Origin of the sequence: Krasilnikoviella flava (assembly GCF_900167525.1) — a bacterium.
Taxonomy (GTDB): domain Bacteria; phylum Actinomycetota; class Actinomycetes; order Actinomycetales; family Cellulomonadaceae; genus Isoptericola; species Isoptericola flavus.
In genome coordinates this window covers 1-15961 of record NZ_FUZQ01000003.1, presented here as the reverse complement: position 1 = coordinate 15961, position 15961 = coordinate 1, and the positions used below count along the sequence as shown (strand labels likewise).

General features: G+C 72.2%; 12 protein-coding genes, 3 tRNA genes, 1 rRNA gene and 1 pseudogene. 12 read left to right on the top strand and 5 right to left on the bottom strand.

Annotated features, from left to right (window positions below; genetic code table 11):
• Positions 1 to 990 carry a carbohydrate ABC transporter permease gene (locus B5Y66_RS08130; RefSeq protein ID WP_079573358.1) on the top strand — a complete coding sequence of 330 codons (990 nt, stop codon included), beginning with the start codon at positions 1 to 3 and terminating at the stop codon, positions 988 to 990.
• Positions 987 to 1937: a carbohydrate ABC transporter permease gene (locus B5Y66_RS08125; RefSeq protein ID WP_079573356.1), complete on the top strand. Its 951-nt coding sequence runs from the start codon at positions 987 to 989 to the stop codon at positions 1935 to 1937. Before B5Y66_RS08130 ends, B5Y66_RS08125 begins: the two co-directional genes overlap by 4 nt.
• 105 nt (positions 1938 to 2042) lie before the next feature.
• On the opposite strand, the gene B5Y66_RS08120 is transcribed toward B5Y66_RS08125, so the two are convergent.
• Positions 2043 to 2483: a DUF805 domain-containing protein gene (locus B5Y66_RS08120; protein WP_079573354.1), complete on the bottom strand. Its 441-nt coding sequence runs from the start codon at positions 2481 to 2483 to the stop codon at positions 2043 to 2045.
• 252 nt (positions 2484 to 2735) lie between these two features.
• Here B5Y66_RS08120 and B5Y66_RS08115 point away from each other — a divergent pair, with 252 nt between their 5' ends.
• Entirely contained in the window at positions 2736 to 3566 is an 831-nt protein-coding gene (locus tag B5Y66_RS08115; RefSeq protein WP_079573352.1) for an EamA family transporter, read from the top strand.
• A gap of 65 nt (positions 3567 to 3631) precedes the next feature.
• Here the strand turns inward: B5Y66_RS08115 and B5Y66_RS08110 are convergent, their stop codons facing one another.
• Together B5Y66_RS08110 and B5Y66_RS08105 are read right to left on the bottom strand one after the other, a co-directional pair.
• A complete protein-coding gene (locus B5Y66_RS08110; RefSeq protein ID WP_079573350.1) occupies positions 3632 to 4240 on the bottom strand; it encodes a bacterial proteasome activator family protein in 609 nt (202 codons plus the stop codon).
• Positions 4241 to 4277: 37 nt separating this feature from the next.
• The gene (locus tag B5Y66_RS08105; protein WP_079573348.1) at positions 4278 to 5255 is read right to left on the bottom strand and encodes an NAD(P)H-quinone oxidoreductase; all 978 of its coding nucleotides are present in this window, start codon (positions 5253 to 5255) and stop codon (positions 4278 to 4280) included.
• A gap of 133 nt (positions 5256 to 5388) precedes the next feature.
• Between B5Y66_RS08105 and B5Y66_RS23265 the strand changes: the two are divergent.
• Positions 5389 to 7236, top strand: a pseudogene (locus B5Y66_RS23265) (nitrate- and nitrite sensing domain-containing protein); the annotation flags it as partial.
• A gap of 854 nt (positions 7237 to 8090) precedes the next feature.
• On the opposite strand, the gene B5Y66_RS23260 reads toward B5Y66_RS23265, so the two are convergent.
• Positions 8091 to 8354: a hypothetical protein gene (locus B5Y66_RS23260; protein WP_407656382.1), complete on the bottom strand. Its 264-nt coding sequence runs from the start codon at positions 8352 to 8354 to the stop codon at positions 8091 to 8093.
• A gap of 970 nt (positions 8355 to 9324) precedes the next feature.
• Here B5Y66_RS23260 and B5Y66_RS08095 point away from each other — a divergent pair.
• From B5Y66_RS08095 to B5Y66_RS08080, 4 genes are all read left to right on the top strand, one after another.
• Positions 9325 to 9774 (top strand): roadblock/LC7 domain-containing protein, encoded by a 450-nt coding sequence (locus B5Y66_RS08095; protein ID WP_079573344.1) that lies wholly within the window; start codon positions 9325 to 9327, stop codon positions 9772 to 9774.
• 10 nt (positions 9775 to 9784) lie between these two features.
• Positions 9785 to 10201, top strand: coding sequence for a DUF742 domain-containing protein (locus B5Y66_RS08090; protein ID WP_079573342.1), 417 nt, complete (start codon positions 9785 to 9787; stop codon positions 10199 to 10201).
• Positions 10202 to 10466: 265 nt separating this feature from the next.
• Complete coding sequence (locus tag B5Y66_RS08085; protein WP_079574331.1) at positions 10467 to 11102, top strand: GTP-binding protein; 636 nt, start codon at positions 10467 to 10469, stop codon at positions 11100 to 11102.
• 115 nt (positions 11103 to 11217) lie between these two features.
• Positions 11218 to 11302, top strand: a tRNA-Ser gene (locus B5Y66_RS08080).
• Positions 11303 to 11359: 57 nt separating this feature from the next.
• Here the strand turns inward: B5Y66_RS08080 and B5Y66_RS08075 are convergent.
• Entirely contained in the window at positions 11360 to 13189 is a 1830-nt protein-coding gene (locus tag B5Y66_RS08075) for a GMC oxidoreductase (protein WP_079573340.1), read from the bottom strand.
• 113 nt (positions 13190 to 13302) lie between these two features.
• Between B5Y66_RS08075 and B5Y66_RS08070 the strand changes: the two genes are divergently transcribed.
• The 4 genes from B5Y66_RS08070 to B5Y66_RS08055 form a co-directional block, all read left to right on the top strand.
• Positions 13303 to 13394 (top strand) — tRNA-Ser (locus tag B5Y66_RS08070).
• A gap of 175 nt (positions 13395 to 13569) precedes the next feature.
• Positions 13570 to 13642, top strand: a tRNA-Arg gene (locus B5Y66_RS08065).
• A gap of 191 nt (positions 13643 to 13833) precedes the next feature.
• The gene (gene putP / locus B5Y66_RS08060; RefSeq protein WP_139820800.1) at positions 13834 to 15339 is read left to right on the top strand and encodes a sodium/proline symporter PutP; all 1506 of its coding nucleotides are present in this window, start codon (positions 13834 to 13836) and stop codon (positions 15337 to 15339) included.
• A gap of 515 nt (positions 15340 to 15854) precedes the next feature.
• Positions 15855 to 15961 (top strand): 16S ribosomal RNA (locus tag B5Y66_RS08055); the annotation flags it as partial.

Sequence of the window (15961 nt, the reverse complement as noted above, 5' to 3'; positions counted from 1 at the left end):
ATGACCTGGTTGCTCGAGCCTGACACCACGGGGCAGAAGTTCATGCTCATGGTGGTCGCCGTGGTGCTCTTCGCCGCGGTGATGGGCCTCATCCTGTTCCTGGTGGACCGGCCGAAGCGGATCCCGTCGTGGGTGGTGGCGGCCGGCTTCGTCGGCGTGCCGCTGCTGTTCCTCGCCTACGGCCTGCTGCGCCCCGGGCTCATCACGCTGTGGCAGTCGTTCTTCAACCGCAACGGCTCCGAGTTCATCGGCTTCGACAACTACGTGCGCGCCTTCACCGAGGGCCAGTTCCAGCAGGTGCTGGTGGTCACCGCCGCCTGGGTGATCCTGGCGCCCCTGCTGAGCGCCGTCATCGGCCTCGGGTACGCGGTGCTCGTGGACCGCACCCGGTTCGAGAAGCTCGCCAAGGCGCTCGTCTTCGTGCCGATGGCGATCTCGATGGTCGGTGCCTCGATCATCTGGAAGTTCGTCTACGAGTTCCGCCCCGACCAGGCGAACATCAACCAGATCGGCCTGCTCAACCAGGTGCTGGTGTGGGTCGGTCTGCCGCCGCAGCAGTTCCTCATCGGGCAGCCGTGGAACACCTGGTTCCTCATCGTGGTGATGATCTGGATCCAGACCGGCTTCGCCATGACCGTGCTGTCCGCCGCGATCAAGGCCATCCCGGACGACATCGTCGAGGCGGCGCGCCTCGACGGGCTGCACGGCATGGGGATGTTCCGCTACATCACGGTGCCGAGCATCCGGCCCGCGCTGGTCGTGGTGCTCACGACGATCGCGATGGGCACGCTCAAGGCCTTCGACATCGTCCGCACCATGACGGGCGGACAGTTCGGCACGCAGGTCGTGGCCAACGAGTTCTACACGCAGGCGTTCCGGCAGGGGAACCAGGGGCTCGCGGCGGCGCTCGCCGTCGTCCTGTTCGTCCTGGTGATCCCGATCATCGCGTACAACGTGCGGCAGATGCGCAAGTCGGAGGAGATCCGATGACCTCGACCCCCACCCCCGGCCAGGCCGTCGCGGGCTCCGCGCTGGACGAGGACGTCCCGAGCCAGCAGCTCCGCAAGCTCTCGCGCCTGGAGCGCCGGGCGATCGCCACCAAGGGCAAGCTCAGCTCGCCGTGGGCGTCCGCGATCGCGATCATCATCGCGATCCTCTGGACGATCCCCTCGCTCGGGCTGCTCATCACGTCCTTCCGCCCGCAGGAGGACATCCGCCGTACGGGCTGGTGGACGGTCTTCACGGGCAACGCCTCGTTCACGATGGACAACTACAACGAGGCGCTCTACGGGAACAGCAACGACCTGTCCACGTTCTTCGTGAACTCGTTCGTCATCACGATCCCCGCGGTCCTCATCCCGATCACGCTCTCGCTGCTGGCCGCGTACGCGTTCGCGTGGATCAGGTTCCCGGGCCGGAACTTCCTGTTCGTCGCGGTCTTCTCGTTGCAGGTGGTGCCGCTGCAGATCGCCCTGGTGCCGCTGCTGTCCGACTACGTCGACTGGAACGTCAACGGCAGCTACTGGACCGTGTGGCTCTCGCACTCGATCTTCGCGCTCCCGCTGGCGATCTTCCTGCTGCACAACTTCATGAAGGACATCCCCGCGTCGCTGGTCGAGGCCGCCCGCGTGGACGGGGCGGGGCACGTCAAGATCTTCTTCCGCGTGCTCTTCCCGCTGCTGATCCCGGCGATCGCGTCGTTCGGGATCTTCCAGTTCCTGTGGGTGTGGAACGACCTGCTCGTCGGCCTGACGTTCGCGGCACCGGAGTACCAGCCTCTGACGGTGAAGATCGCGGAGCTGGCCGGTACGCGCGGCGGCGACTGGTACCTGCTCACCGCCGGTGCGTTCATCGCGATGATCGTGCCGCTGATCGTGTTCATCGCGCTCCAGCGCTTCTTCGTCCGCGGCATGCTCGCCGGGGCGGTCAAGGGCTGAGCGCCGCGCCGCGCGACGACGGCGACGCGACGGCGCCGGGTACGACGACGGCGGCCCGGGTCGAGGGGATCCCTCGGCCCGGGCCGCCGTCTGCCGTGCGTGGTGTCAGACCGCCGGCGCGCCGTACTGCCCGGCGGGGGCCTGCAGGCCCTTCGGGTCCGGGCCGAAGCGGTTCGGGCCCACGGTGCCCGCGGTGGCGTAGAAGACGATCATGATGATCGGGCCCGCCAGCGGGATGAGCGTCATGAACCAGAAGAAGCCCGACTTGTCCTGGTCGTGCAGGCGGCGGACCATGACGGCGAGCGTCGGCAGGAGCAGGGCCAGCCAGACGATCGAGATCAGCGCGGTGAGGACGTAGAACCCGGCGCCGAACGTGCCGGTCGCGGTGTCGAGGGACGCCGAGCCGACGATGCCGAGCAGGATGCCCCCCACCGCGGAGATGATCACCAGGAACAGGTACCAGAACCAGAACTCGGAGCGGCGCGCGCGGCCCGAGAACGTGGCGTACTGCGAGAAGACGGACTTGATCGCGTCCGGGAACGACATGACGGCCTCACTGGGTCGATGGAGGGGGCGCCGGTCCCGACAGGGTTCCGGTGCGCGCGGAGTCGCGCGCGAGCCCCCGGTAGCCCCGCGAGCGTAGGGGGCGCCCGCACGGTTCGTCCAGAGATCCCGCACGCGTCGTCCACATCCTGGCCGGGGAGAACTCCCCGTCGCGGGGCCTGGCCGTCCGCGCGGCGCCCGTATGCTCCCTGGGTGCCGACCCCCGCCCCTCCGCCGAGCGGAGCGCTGGACCGCGTGCCGGCGCCCGTCCTCTTCCTGGTCTCCGGGCTCACCCTGTACGCGGGAGCGGCCGTCGCCGTCGGCCTCTTCGACCGGCTCGGCGCCACGACCGTCAGCTGGTGGCGCATCGTCCTCGCTGCCGTCGTGCTGCTCGCGTGGCGGCGCCCCTGGCGTCGTCGCTGGACCCGCCGCGACCTCGTGTCGGCGGCGCTGTTCGGCGTCGTCCTCGCGGCGATGAACATCGTGTTCTACGTGGCGGTGGACCATCTGCCGCTCGGCGTCGCCGTCGCGATCGAGTTCCTCGGCCCCGTGGCGGTCGCCGCCGTCACGGGCCGCGGGTGGCAGGAGCGGGCCGCGATCGTCGTCGCCGCCGGGGGCGTGGCGCTGCTCGCCGGCGTCACGCTGGGTTCCGGGATCCCTCGCGAGGACGCCGTGATCGGGCTGGCCGCGGTGCTCGCCGCCGCCGCGTGCTGGGCGGGCTACATCGTGCTGGGCAAGCGTGTCGCAGGCGCGGGGAGCGGGGTCGACGGGCTCGCCGTCGGCATGGCGGCGGGAGCCGTCGCGTTCGCCCCGTTCTTCGCGTCGTCCACCGCGACGGTCGTCACGGACGTGCCGCTGCTGCTCTTCCTCCTGGTCGTGGCGGTCTGCTCGTCCGTCGTCCCGTACGTGCTGGACCAGGTGGTGCTGCGGCGCGTCGGCATGGCGACCTTCTCCGTGCTGCTCGCCCTGCTGCCCGCGACCGCCGTCCTCGTCGGCGCCGTCGTCCTGCAGCAGGTTCCTACCTGGCCCGAGCTGGCCGGCCTCGCCCTCGTCTCCAGCGCCATCGTGATGACGGCGCGCACTTGATTCCGGGCCCCGGCGCCTCCCCGGGCCGGTACCTGGAGCGGTCGGCCCGCGTCACGTGCCGACCGTTACAGGTACTGGCCAGGGGTGGGGCGTCGGTCGTCGGGCCCGGGCCCGGGCCCGCCAGGCTGGCCGGCGCCGTCGGGAGCGCCCGGGCCGGGCCCGAACGGCGCGGGGTGCGCTCCCGGCGGCAGGGCGCGGCGCATCTGCGAGAGCTGCGCCTGCGCGGCCATCTGCTGCGCGACGAGCGCGGTCTGGATGCCGTGGAAGAGGCCCTCGAGCCAGCCCACCAGCTGGGCCTGGGCCACGCGCAGCTCGGCGTCCGACGGCACTCCCTCGTCGGAGAACGGCAGCGTGATGCGGTGCAGCTCGTCGACGAGGTCGGGCGAGAGGCCCTCCTCCAGCTCGGTGAGGGAGCGCTCGTGGATCTCGGCCAGACGGGTGCGGGCGGCGTCGTCGAGCGGGGCGTCGCGCACCTCGTCGAGCAGCCGCTTGATCATGCCGCCGATGCGCATGACCTTGGCAGGCTCTTCGATGCGCGACGTCTCCTGCTCGTCGGCTGCGTCGCCGGTCGGTGCCTGTTCGCCCGTCGTAGGCCCGGCGGCGCCCCCGCCGGGGGTGACCACGCGGGGCAGGGTGTCGGCGGTCTCGCGAGTGCTGTCGTCGCTCTCGGTCATGCCTCCCAGTGTGGCCCACCCGGGTGACGCGGGCCGGTCAGGGCACCAGGAGCACCTTGCCGAACACGGCACCGGACTCGAGCAGCTCGTGCGCGGCCGGCGCCTCGGCGAAGGGCACGCGGGCATGCACCACGGGCCGCACCCGCCCGTCGGCGACCAGGGGCCACACCCGCTCGCACACGGTCGCGACCAGCGCGGCCTTCTCCGCGGCGCTGCGCGGGCGCAGCAGGGTGCCGGTCACCCACGCGCGCTTGGCCATGAGGGCATTGAGGTCGAGCTCGCCCCTGCGGCCCTGCTGGAGCCCGATGACGACCAGGCGGCCGCCGGGGGCGAGCGCGCGCACGTTGTCCGCGAGGCCGCCGCCTCCGAGCACGTCCAGCACGACGTCGGCACCGCGACCGCCGGTCGCGTCGCGCACGGCGGCCACGACGTCCTGCGTGCGGTGGTCGACGCCCACGTCCGCGCCGAGCTCGACGCAGCGTGCCGCGCGGTCCGGTCCACCCGCGGTGGCGACGACGCGGGCCCCCAGCGCGGCGGCGAGCTGGATCGCGATGCTGCCGACGCCGCCCGAGCCGCCGTGCACCAGCACCGTCTCCCCGGCGTGCAGCCGGCCGGTGTCGACGAGGTTGGTCCAGGCCGTGCAGACGGCCTCCGGCAGCGCGGCGGCGTCCACGAGGTCGACGCCGTCCGGCAGGGGCAGCAGCTGGGTGGCGCGGGCGACGACCTGCTCCGCGTACCCGCCGCCCTCGAGCAGCGCGACGACGCGGTCGCCGGGCGCCCAGGTGGTCACCCCCGGGCCGAGCGCGCGGACCGTACCCGAGATCTCGAGGCCCGGCCACTCGGGAGCACCCTCCGGCGGAGGGTAGTTTCCGGAGCGTTGCAGCAGGTCAGCGCGGTTGACCCCCGCAGCGCTGACATCGACCAGCACCTCGCCGGGGCCCGGTTTGCCCAGGTTGACGAGGGATAGGGTGAGTTTCCCTGGACCGCCAGGTGCCGATATCGTGACCGCTCGCACACCGATGGAGCCTACTCGCGCGTCTGGAAGCCCCGCCGGGCGCGAGGGGTGGTGCCGGACGTGATGGCACCCATCCGGGGATCGGGCGGCGACGGCCGCCCGCCTCGACGAACTGTGTTGGAGAGAGGTTCAGATGCTCCGCAGGTTGGGCGTTCGCGGGAAGATTCTTGCGACACTCGCCGTGCCGATCTTCGTCCTGGCGTTGACGGCGGGCTGGATCACCTGGCAGTCGCTGCAGGAGAACCGCAGCGCCGAGCAGACGGCGGCTCTCATGGAGTCGCTGGAGCTGCAGGACGCCGCGGGCTCCGCGGTCGCCGCCGAGCGCGCCACGAACATCGCCGCGGAGCTGGGGATCCCCGGTGCCACGAAGGCGTTGGTCAAGGCGCAGGAGACCACCGACCGTGCTCTCGACGCCCGTGACGAGGCGCTCGAGGTGCTCGACGTCACCGCTCTGCCGACCAACGTCCAGGACGCGGTGAGCCGCACGCTGCGCGACCGCACGGTGCTGGACGAGCTGCAGCGCAAGGTCACGTCCGGCCAGCTCACGGAGGCACGTGCCACCGAGCAGTACTCGTCGCTGATCGACAACGCGCTCGACGTGCCGCGCTCCGTCGCCCAGAGCGGCGACGACGCCGGGCTCACCCGACACATCAACGCCTATACCGCCCTCGACGAGGCGATGCTCTCCAACACCTTGGAGCGACCGATCGTGGGCGGCGCTCTCGCCGCCGTCGCACAGGGTGAGTCGCCGGGCGCCGACCTCAACGGGCGCATGGTCACCTCGCTGCAGCAGACGGACCTGCTGCGCACGGAGGCGCAGGAGCAGCTCGACCAGATCCCGGGCGAGTTCACGCTGCCGCCGTACGCGGACGACCTGGACCAGCTGCGGCTGCAGCTGCGCTACCTGAACCTGTCCGGTATCGACCCGGAGGCCGCCACGCAGTGGAACGACCTCTCCCAGGGCTGGGTCGACACCACGCAGCCGGTGCGCGACGAGGTGCGTGACGCGGCCGTCGACTACTCGAACGACCTGGCCAGCGACGCCCGCACGACCGCCCTGCTGACCGGTGCGGCCGCGTTCGGCGTCGTGCTCGTGTCGTTCCTCCTGGCGCTGCTCATCGCACGCCGCATCGTGCAGCCGCTGGCCCGACTCACCTCCGCGACGGCTGAGGTGCGCGACCGCCTGCCGCGCATGGTGGAGCAGATGGCCGTGCCGGGGCAGGCGCCGTCGATCGACCTCGTCCAGGTGCCGGTGGAGTCGGTCGACGAGATCGGTCGTCTGGCCGCGGCGTTCAACGAGGTGAACGAGACCACCATGGTCGTGGCCCGCGAGCAGGCCGCCCTGCGCGGCTCGATCGCCGAGATGTTCGTCAACGTGGCGCGTCGCGACCAGGTGCTGCTCAACCGCCAGCTGTCGTTCCTCGACGAGCTGGAGCGGTCCGAGGAGGACCCGAGCACCCTGTCCAACCTCTTCCGGCTCGACCACCTGGCCACGCGGATGCGTCGTAACGCCGAGTCCCTGCTGGTGCTCGCGGGCATCGACTCCGGCCGCCGCGTGCGCAACCCGATGCCGATCTCGGACGTCGTCCGCACGGCGTCGTCCGAGATCGAGCTCTACGACCGCGTCCGGCTCGACCTGGGCGTCGACCCCCACATGCTCGGCCACAACGCGCTGAGCGCCGCGCACCTCATCGCGGAGCTGCTCGAGAACGCCACGATGTTCTCCGAGCCGCACACGCCGGTCGAGGTGTCGACGGCGCGCGACCAGCGCGGCGTCGTGGTCACCGTCCGCGACCACGGCCTCGGCATGAGCCCCGAGGAGATCTCGGACGCGAACACGAGGGTCTCGAGCCGGTCGGCGTCGGACGCCGTCGGGGCGCAGCGCCTCGGCCTGTACGTGGTCGGCCGGCTGGCCGACCGCCTCAAGGCGCAGGTCCGGTTCCGCGGCGGCGAGTCGGGCACGGGCACCGAGGTCACGGTCGTCTTCCCGGCGGACCTGTTCCTGCCCGACGACGCGCTCCCGCTGCCCCAGCCGACCGACCCGCTGGAGGCCGCCACGCAGAGCGCGGCCGCCGACCTCGGCCAGCCCGTGGGCACCGTCGCGGCGCCCTCCGCCCCGATCGGCTCGGTGCCGGGCAGCGCCCCGGAGCCGGCTCCGGCGTTCGCTGCGCCGGAGGCCGTGGAGGCCCCGACGATGCCGACGCCCGCCGTCGCGTCGGCGGTGCGTTCCGAGGTGCCGGCCGAGCCCGAGCCGCCGGCGGCGGTCCCGGTCGACCTGAACGCGCTCACCGACGGCACGACGTCGGTCGGCATGCCGCGCCGTCGGCGCTCCGACGTCGGTATCGGTGACGCCGGCTCGCGCGTCGACACGGGCCCGATCGTGCTGCCGCCGCTCGCGACCCCCGACCTGCCGGACCTCGTGGACGAGTCGACCACCGACTCCTGGCGCCCGCCGGCCGAGGTCGAGGCGTCGGCCTCGTCGCTGCCGAGCCGGCACCGGGCGCAGCCCGAGCCCGTCGCGGAGCCGGAGCCGGTGTCCGCGCCGGTGCTGGGCGTCGACCAGCGCGCGGGGCTCTTCTCGAGCTTCCGGTCGATGGGGTCGATCGACACCTCCGACACGGAGAGCACGCTCCAGCTCGACGCGGTGACCGAGGACCCGGCTGCCCTCCCGGACGCGCTCGCCCCGCTCACCCCGGCCGACCCGGCGCCGGCCGTGCTGGCCCAGCCCGTCGCGGCGGTGCCCGAGCCGCAGGACGTCCCGATCGCGGCGGTGCCTTTCGCCGCGCCGGCTCCCGAGCCCGTCGCGGAGCCCGTCGCGCCCGTCGAGCCGGAGCCCTACCGTCCGGCTACCGAGGCGGCACCTGCCGTGGCGCTGCCGACGCGCGGGGGCGCGCCCGCACCGGCGGAGCCGGCCCGTCCTGCCGCGTTCGCGGAGCCGGCGTTCGCGGAGCCGGCACGCGCCGAGCCTGCGTTCGCCGAGCCTGCGTTCGCCGAGCCTGCGTTCGCCGAGCCTGCGTTCGCCGAGCCTGCGTTCGCCGAGCCGGCGTTCGTGGAGCCGGTGCGGCACGAGCCCGCGCCCGCCCCGTACGCCGAGCCCACGACGTCGGCGTTCGACCCGGTCGTGCGCGAGGTCTCGGAGCCCGTCTCCGAGCCGTTCCCGGAGCCCGTCCCCGAGCCGTTCCCGGAGCCTGTCGCCGGGCCCTCGTTCGACCCGGTCACGCCTGCGGCCTCGAGCCCGTTCGCGGCGCGCGACGCGCTCGCGCCGTCCGAGGCTCCTGCGCAGGACGTCCTGCAGGAGCTGCCGGCGTTCGAGGACCTGATCGCCGACCTGCCGTCCCGCCGGGGCGCGCGGGAGGCGGCGGCGCCGCAGGGCGGCCGCAAGCGCGGTCTGTTCGGTCGCAAGCCGTCGGCCGACGAGCCGGTGGCCCCTGCGGCATCGACCGCCTCGCCGTTCCCGCCGTCGACGGAGGTCGCGCCGGAGCCGGCCCGGCCCGCGGCGACGGCGTTCGGCGCGGCCCCCGCGGCCGACACGACCCGGGCCGACGCGCCCTGGCCCGAGGCGGTCGAGGAGCCGGCGGCGGCGACGTCGTACGGCGGCTCGGTCCTCCCGCTGCGTCCGACGGAGCCGGCGGGCTACGACCCGCTGGACCCGCACTTCGTGCCTGACACCGTCGAGGCACGCTCGGAGTGGATGGCCTCGGCCGTCCTGTACGAGGAGATGTCCACGATGCTGCAGCGCGGCGTCTTCCAGGAAGGGAACGTGACTTCGACGAACGACGAGCAGACGTACCGCCCGACGACGGTCGCGAACGAGGCCGGCGGCCTCGCGCGGCGTCAGCGGGCGGGGGAGTCGACGGCGTCGACCGAGCGGTTCACGGCCCGCATCGAGCGGGATCCGGAGCAGCTGCGGTCGCGGTTGTCGGCCTTCCAGTCGGCCACGAGCCGCGGCCGGAACGACGCCGGGGCCGTCCGGGCCTCGACGCAGCCCGCCCCTACCGTGAATGATGTCCCTGGATCCGCGCCGCAGCAGCGGTGACCTGCGCCTTCGGCGTATCGACGAGGAGGAAGCGTGACCCTCAGTACTGAAGCGACCAACTTCGGGTGGCTTCTCGACAACTTCGTGCGCACCGTCCCGGGCAGCCGCCACACGCTGGTGGTCTCGGCGGACGGTCTGCTCATGGCGATGTCCGACCAGCTCGACCGCACCAGCGGTGACCAGCTCGCCGCGATCGTCTCCGGCATGTCGAGCCTGACGCGCGGGGCGGCGCGCCAGCTCGACGGCGGCAACGTGCGGCAGGCCGTCATCGAGATGGACAACGGCTTCCTCTTCTTGATGAACGTCTCGAACGGGTCCGTCCTCGCCGTGGTGGCCGAGTCGTCCTGCGACATCGGGCTCATCGGCTACGAGATGGCGTTGCTCGTCTCCCGCACCGAGGCCACGCTCACCCCGCAGCTGATCTCGGAGATGCGTGGGAACCTTCCGGTGGACGGCTCGACGCGCTCCGCGCGGGTGGGATGAGGTCGCGACCATGACGCACGCATCGTTCGGTTCTCTGGGTGCGCACTCGGCAGACGGCTACGAGGCCTCGACGGTGCGTCCCTATGCGGTCACCGGTGGCCGCGTCCGTTCCGCCCTGTCCGACCTGCCTCTCGAGGCGCTGGTCGAGGTGATGCCCGGTGCTGTCTCGAGCGTCGGTCTCACCCCGGAGAAGCGGGCGATCCTGCAGCACGCCGCGCACACCTACGTGTCGATCGCGGAGCTCTCCGCGCTGCTGCGCCTGCCCCTCGGCGTCGTCCGCATCCTGGTCGCGGACATGCAGGAGGAGGGGCACATCACCGTGCACACCTCGACCCCGGTGAACGTCCACACGGGTCACGGCAGTTCCCACTCGGGCCTGTCACTGAGCGTCTTGGAGAGTGTTCTCAATGGCATTTCCGCCCTCTGACAGCCCGGCGCCCGGAGCCTCCGGGGGGATGTCCCCGGCGTGGGCCCCGGTCTCGCCGACCGTCGGCGCCGTGAGCGGGCCGACGGCCGGCGGCGCTCCGGCGGCGGTCGGCGCCCCGCAGCGGCAGAGCGTGCTCGGCGGCGCCTCGGCGGCCGCCCGTGAGGACGTGCGTCCTCCCCAAGCGGCCCAGGGCCCGATCACGTCGGTGCCGTCCGCCTCGGCAGCACCGGCCGGCGCCGCGACGGCGCGCCCGGTCGCGCAGCAGGTGCCCGCGGCGCCGCCCCAGGCGTCGGCCGCCCAGCCCGCGCCCGCGGCTGCCCCCGCGCAGCCGGCCGGCGCGCCCACGGTCACGAAGATCGTCGTGGCCGGTGGCTTCGCCGTGGGCAAGACGACGTTCATCGGCTCGATCTCGGACGTCGAGCCGCTGAACACCGAGGCCGCGATGACCGAGCACTCGGTGGGCGTCGACGACGCGGGCGGGGTCTCCGACCGCAAGACGACCACCACCGTGGCGATGGACTTCGGTCGTGTGAACCTGCCGGGCAACCTGTGGCTCTACCTCTTCGGCACGCCGGGCCAGGATCGCTTCCTGTTCATGTGGGACGACCTGATCCGCGGCGCCATCGGCGCCGTGGTCCTGGTCGACACCGACCGCCTCGAGCAGTGCTTCCCGGCGATCGACTATTTCGAGTCGCGGGGCGTGCCGTTCGTCGTGGGCGTGAACTGCTTCGACGGAGTCGCCAAGCACCGGCTCGAGGACGTCCGCGAGGCGCTGCAGATCCCGGCGCACGTGCCGATGCTCTACACGGACGCCCGTTCGCGCGCGGCGACGAAGCAGACGCTCATCTCGCTCGTCCAGCTCGCGATGCGCCAGCTGCGCTCGGGTGGCGGCGCGGCCTGAGCCCCGACGCCCGCAGGTCGGCCCGCGGCCCCGGAACGCCCCTCGGCGACCGGGGCCGCGGCCGTGCCCGGCCGGTACACTGCTGAGCCGGACGGGCGCCTGTGCGGCCGTCCTGGGAGGGCTGACAGAGCGGCCTAATGTGACGGTCTTGAAAACCGTTGTGCAGCAATGCACCGGGGGTTCGAATCCCTCGCCCTCCGCGTGACGACGCCCCGACGATGACCCGTCGGGGCGTCGTGCTGTCCAGCCCCGGCGGCTCAGGAGTGGCGGATCTCGACGAGCGGCAGGCGCAGCGCGCCGGGCGCGGCGGCAGGCACGGCGGGGCGCCGGGGCGCCGTCGGCGGGACGACCTCGTAGGCCGCGCCGAGTGCGGGCCGGGCGTCGGCCTCCCCGCGGTGGGGCCAGAGGGCGCACGCACGCTCGGCCTGCGCGGTGATCGTGAGCGACGGGTTGACGCCGAGGTTCGCGGTGACGGCGGACCCGTCGAGCACGTGCAGGCCCGGGTGACCGTGCACGCGGTGGTAGGGGTCGACGACGCCGGTCTCGGCGGTCGCCCCGATCGTGCACCCGCCGAGGATGTGCGCCGTCATCGGCACGTCGAAGGGGTCGCCGGCGCTGCCGCCGGCGAGCCCGCCCATGCGGGTCGCCATCGCGCGCACAGCGTCGTGCGCCGCGGGGATCCACGTGGGGTTCGGTGCACCGGTGCCCTGCCGGGACGTGAGGCGGCGGCCGAGCGGGCCGCGCCGCGTGAACGTGGTGAGCGAGTTGTCGCGGCTCTGCATGACCAGCGCGATGACGGTGCGCTGCGACCACCCGCGCAGGTCGTACAGGGAGCGCAGATGCCACCGCTGCCGCCACAGCTCGCGGAGCCAGCGGCGCCAGCGGGCCCCCTCCCCGGGGCCGACGCCGTCGACCAGCACCGTCTGCAGCAGACCCATCGCGTTGGATCCCCGGCCGTACCGCACCGGCTCGACGTGCGTCTGCGGGTCGGGGTAGAAGGACGACGTGATGGCGACGCCCTCGGAGTAGTCGGGCTCGCCGGCCCGACCGTGGCGCGCGGGGCGCATCGCGCCGAGGAGCGCCTCGGAGTTGGTCCGTGTGAGGTGCCCGAGGCGGTCGGACAGGTGCGGCAGGTCGCCGCTGTCCCGCATCGCGTGCAGCAGACGCTGGGTGCCGAGGGTGCCGGCCGCGAGCACCACCTGCCGCGCCCGGTACGTCCGTCGGGCGGCCCACCCCCGTCCGGTCCGGTGGGTGCGGACCTCGTACCCGCCGTCGGGACGGGGGACCACTGCGGTGGCCGTGGTCAGGGGGTGCACGCGGGCGCCGGCGCCCTCCGCGAGGTGCAGGTAGTTCTTCACGAGCGTGTTCTTCGCGTTGTGGCGGCAGCCGGTCATGCACTCGCCGCAGTGCAGGCAGGGGTTGCGGTCGGGACCGGCGCCCCCGAAGAACGGGTCCGCGACGGTGGGGCCCCGTGTGCCGCGGGGGCGGTCGCCGTCCTCCCCGAGGTACACCCCGACCCGGACCTTCCGGAAGGTGTGGCCCACCCCGAGGTCGTCGGCGACGTCCCGCATCAGCTCGTCCGCCGGGGTCGTGCGCCGGTAGTCGACGACGCCGAGCATGCGCTCGGCCTGGTCGTAGTAGGGCTCGAGCTCGGCCTTCCAGTCGGTGACGTGCGCCCACGCGGGGTCGGACCAGAACGGGTCGAGCGGCCGGTAGAGGGTGTTGGCGTAGACGAGCGACCCGCCGCCGACGCCCGCGCCCGCCAGGACCAGCACGTCCTTGAGGCGATGGATCCGCTGGATGCCGAAGCAGCCGAGCGCCGGCGCCCACAGGAAACGGCGCAGGTCCCAGGAGGTGCGTGGCAGCTCGTCGTCGGCGAACCGCCGTCCCGCCTCGAGCACGCCCACCCGGTAGCCCTTCTCCGTCAGGCGGAGCGCGGCGACGCTGCCGCCGAAACCCGAGCCGATCACCAGGACGTCGTAGTCGTCGTGCCCGGGGCGTTCCTGGCGTGCGTCGGAGGGCGTCGGGGGACGGTCCCTGCCCTGGTCGTGGCGGTGCCCGCGGTCCTGGTCGTCGTCGTCCAGCATGCGCCAGACCGTAGCGCGGCCCGGGTTGTGGCGGGGACGACGGCGCGCGGCTTTTGCTCCTGGGCGGCGTCGACGGTTAGTCTGGGCGCCGCGGTGTTGCTGTGCTACCGCGAGGAGACGTCGCATAGTCTGGTCTAGTGCGCCACCCTGCTAAGGTGGTAACGGGGCAACCCGTTCGCGGGTTCAAATCCCGCCGTCTCCGCCAGGAAGGCTCCGGCTGCTGAACGCCCGGGGCCTTTTCTGTTGCTCGGTGGTGGTCGCGCTCGCGTCCGCCGCCGCGGTCCCGGTGTCGTGCATCACGATGGGGCACCTCGGTTTGGGGAACCGGCCCGGGGGCTGTAATGTTCTCGTCGGTCGGTGCGAATGCGCCGGTCAGGACTGCGCCCGTAGCTCAACGGATAGAGCATCTGACTACGGATCAGAAGGTTGGGGGTTCGAATCCCTCCGGGCGCACCGAAAGACACAACGGCTCGATCCTCACCCAGGATCGGGCCGTTGGTCGTTTCGGCCCCCACGGGGTGGCCCAGCAGCGAGGTCAGCGCCGACCGCGTCCCGACCTGGCCCCGGTCCGTCGCGCACGTTGCGGCGGTCGGCGCGTCCAGCGCCAGACGCTGCACGACACGACCGAGAGGGTGATCGATCGCATGAGCGATCAGACCTGGCAGACGATCGCGATCGTCGCGTACCTGCTGGCGATGCTGGGCATCGGCTACGCCGCGTACCGCCGCACGGACGACCTGGACGACTACATGCTCGGCGGCCGGAAGCTCAGCCCGGGTGTGGCCGCGCTGAGCGCGGGCGCCTCCGACATGTCGGGCTGGCTGCTCATGGGCCTGCCCGGGGCGATCTACGCGACCGGGCTCGTCGAGGCGTGGATCGCGATCGGGCTCACCGTCGGGGCCTGGCTCAACTGGAAGTTCGTGGCCCCGCGGCTGCGCGCCTACACCGAGGTCGCGAACAACTCGATCACGATCCCCAGCTTCTTCGACAACCGCCTTCGCGACCCGGCGCACCTGCTGCGCATCGCTGCCGGGCTCATCGTGCTGGTGTTCTTCACGTTCTACGTCTCGTCCGGGATGGTGGCCGGCGGCACGTTCTTCGAGAGCTCGTTCGGGCTCGACTACCTCACCGGCCTGCTCGTCGTCGGCGGGGTGACGCTGGCGTACACGCTCTTCGGCGGGTTCCTGGGGGCCACCTGGACCGACGTCGCCCAGGGGCTCCTCATGCTCGCGGCGCTCGTGGCCGTGCCGGTCATCGCGATCGTGGACCTCGGTGGATGGGGCGCGGTGCAGGACGGGATCCGCGCCGCCGACGAGGCGGGCGGCACCCAGCACCTGTCGTTCCTCGCGGGGGCGTCCGCCACCGGGGTGATCTCCGCGCTCGCGTGGGGCCTCGGGTACTTCGGGCAGCCGCACATCATCGTGCGCTTCATGGCGATCCGCAGCCCGCAGGACGCGACGGCGGGACGACGGATCGGCATCGGCTGGATGTTCCTCACCGCACTGGGCGCCGTGCTGACCGGGCTGGTCGGCGTCGCCTACGCCACGGTGAAGGGGCTCGACGTGGACAACCCGGAGACGATCTTCCTGGTGCTCGCGCAGCTGCTCTTCCACCCGCTGGTCGCGGGGCTGGTCCTGGCGGCCGTGCTCGCCGCGATCATGTCGACCATCTCGTCGCAGCTGATCGTCTCCTCGTCCGCGCTCGTCGAGGACCTCGTGAAGATGACGGGCGTCCGGCTGAGCGCGCGGACCGAGGTCATGCTGGGGCGCGCCGGGGTGCTCGTCGTGGCCGTCGTCGCGGGACTCATCGCGCTGGACCGCACGTCGTCCATCCTCGACCTGGTGGGCTTCGCCTGGGCGGGGTTCGGCTCGGCCTTCGGGCCGGTGGTCATCCTCAGCCTCTACTGGCGCCGGCTCACGAGGTGGGGCGCGCTGTCGGGGATGGTCGCGGGGGCGGTCGTCGCCTTCGTCTGGGGACGGTCGTCCCTCGCGGACTCCTTGTACGAGATCATCCCGGGGTTCGCGATCGGTCTGCTCGTCGCTGTGGTGGTCAGCCTCCTGACACCGCGGCCCGACGGCGCCGTGCTCGAGGAGTTCGACGCCGCGCGCCGGCTCGCTCGTGGCGAGAAGCCGGAGCCGGTGAGCGCCTGACCTGAGCCGTCCGGGTGCCGATCCCGGGCCCCGTGGCCGGACGTGGCGCGCGCCACGTCCGGCCACGTTGCACAGGGCGCTCCGGCCGGGTAATGTTCTACGACGTCAGCCCGACGGGCCGACGGACACCGAGGAGACAGCCGAGAGGCTGGGTACCGGTGGCCGGGCCGGGACTGAAACCCACACCTTCACGGACGGGATGCTTCGCGCATTCTTTCCTGTGGGATCGGATCGTCTTTTCGATTCCTTCTGATCTTCGGATCAAGGATTTGGAAGAGGGAGAACGGTCTGGTAAGTTTGAGGGGTTGCCCCGGCGGGGCTGGGATCCTGGAAAGGGGTTCTGGTTGCGCGGTGTGCGTCGGTTGTTTGAGAACTCAACAGTGTGTTTGATAGTCAATGCCAAGTATTTTTGAACCTTTTTGGTTCCTTTGGATCGGACTGAGCAGTTCAGCTTGGTCTGGCCAGTATCGTTGAATGCTGCGGGCTCTTTTGGGGGTTCGTGGTGTTTCTCTTCTTTTACGGAGAGTTTGATCCTGGCTCAGGACGAACGCTGGTGGCGTGCTTAACACATGCAAGTCGAACGGTGAAGCCCAGCTTGCTGGGTGGATCAGTGGCGAACGGG

What these genes read in the sequence shown, in the direction of transcription:
- putP (WP_139820800.1), top strand. Translation starts at nt 13,834, where the DNA reads ATGAGCGATCAGACCTGGCAGACGATCGCGATCGTCGCGTACCTGCTG.
- B5Y66_RS08090 (WP_079573342.1), top strand. Translation starts at nt 9,785, where the DNA reads ATGACGCACGCATCGTTCGGTTCTCTGGGTGCGCACTCGGCAGACGGC.
- B5Y66_RS08110 (WP_079573350.1), bottom strand. Translation starts at nt 4,240, where the DNA reads ATGACCGAGAGCGACGACAGCACTCGCGAGACCGCCGACACCCTGCCC.
- B5Y66_RS08130 (WP_079573358.1), top strand. Translation starts at nt 1, where the DNA reads ATGACCTGGTTGCTCGAGCCTGACACCACGGGGCAGAAGTTCATGCTC.
- B5Y66_RS08120 (WP_079573354.1), bottom strand. Translation starts at nt 2,483, where the DNA reads ATGTCGTTCCCGGACGCGATCAAGTCCGTCTTCTCGCAGTACGCCACG.
- B5Y66_RS08075 (WP_079573340.1), bottom strand. Translation starts at nt 13,189, where the DNA reads ATGCTGGACGACGACGACCAGGACCGCGGGCACCGCCACGACCAGGGC.
- B5Y66_RS08125 (WP_079573356.1), top strand. Translation starts at nt 987, where the DNA reads ATGACCTCGACCCCCACCCCCGGCCAGGCCGTCGCGGGCTCCGCGCTG.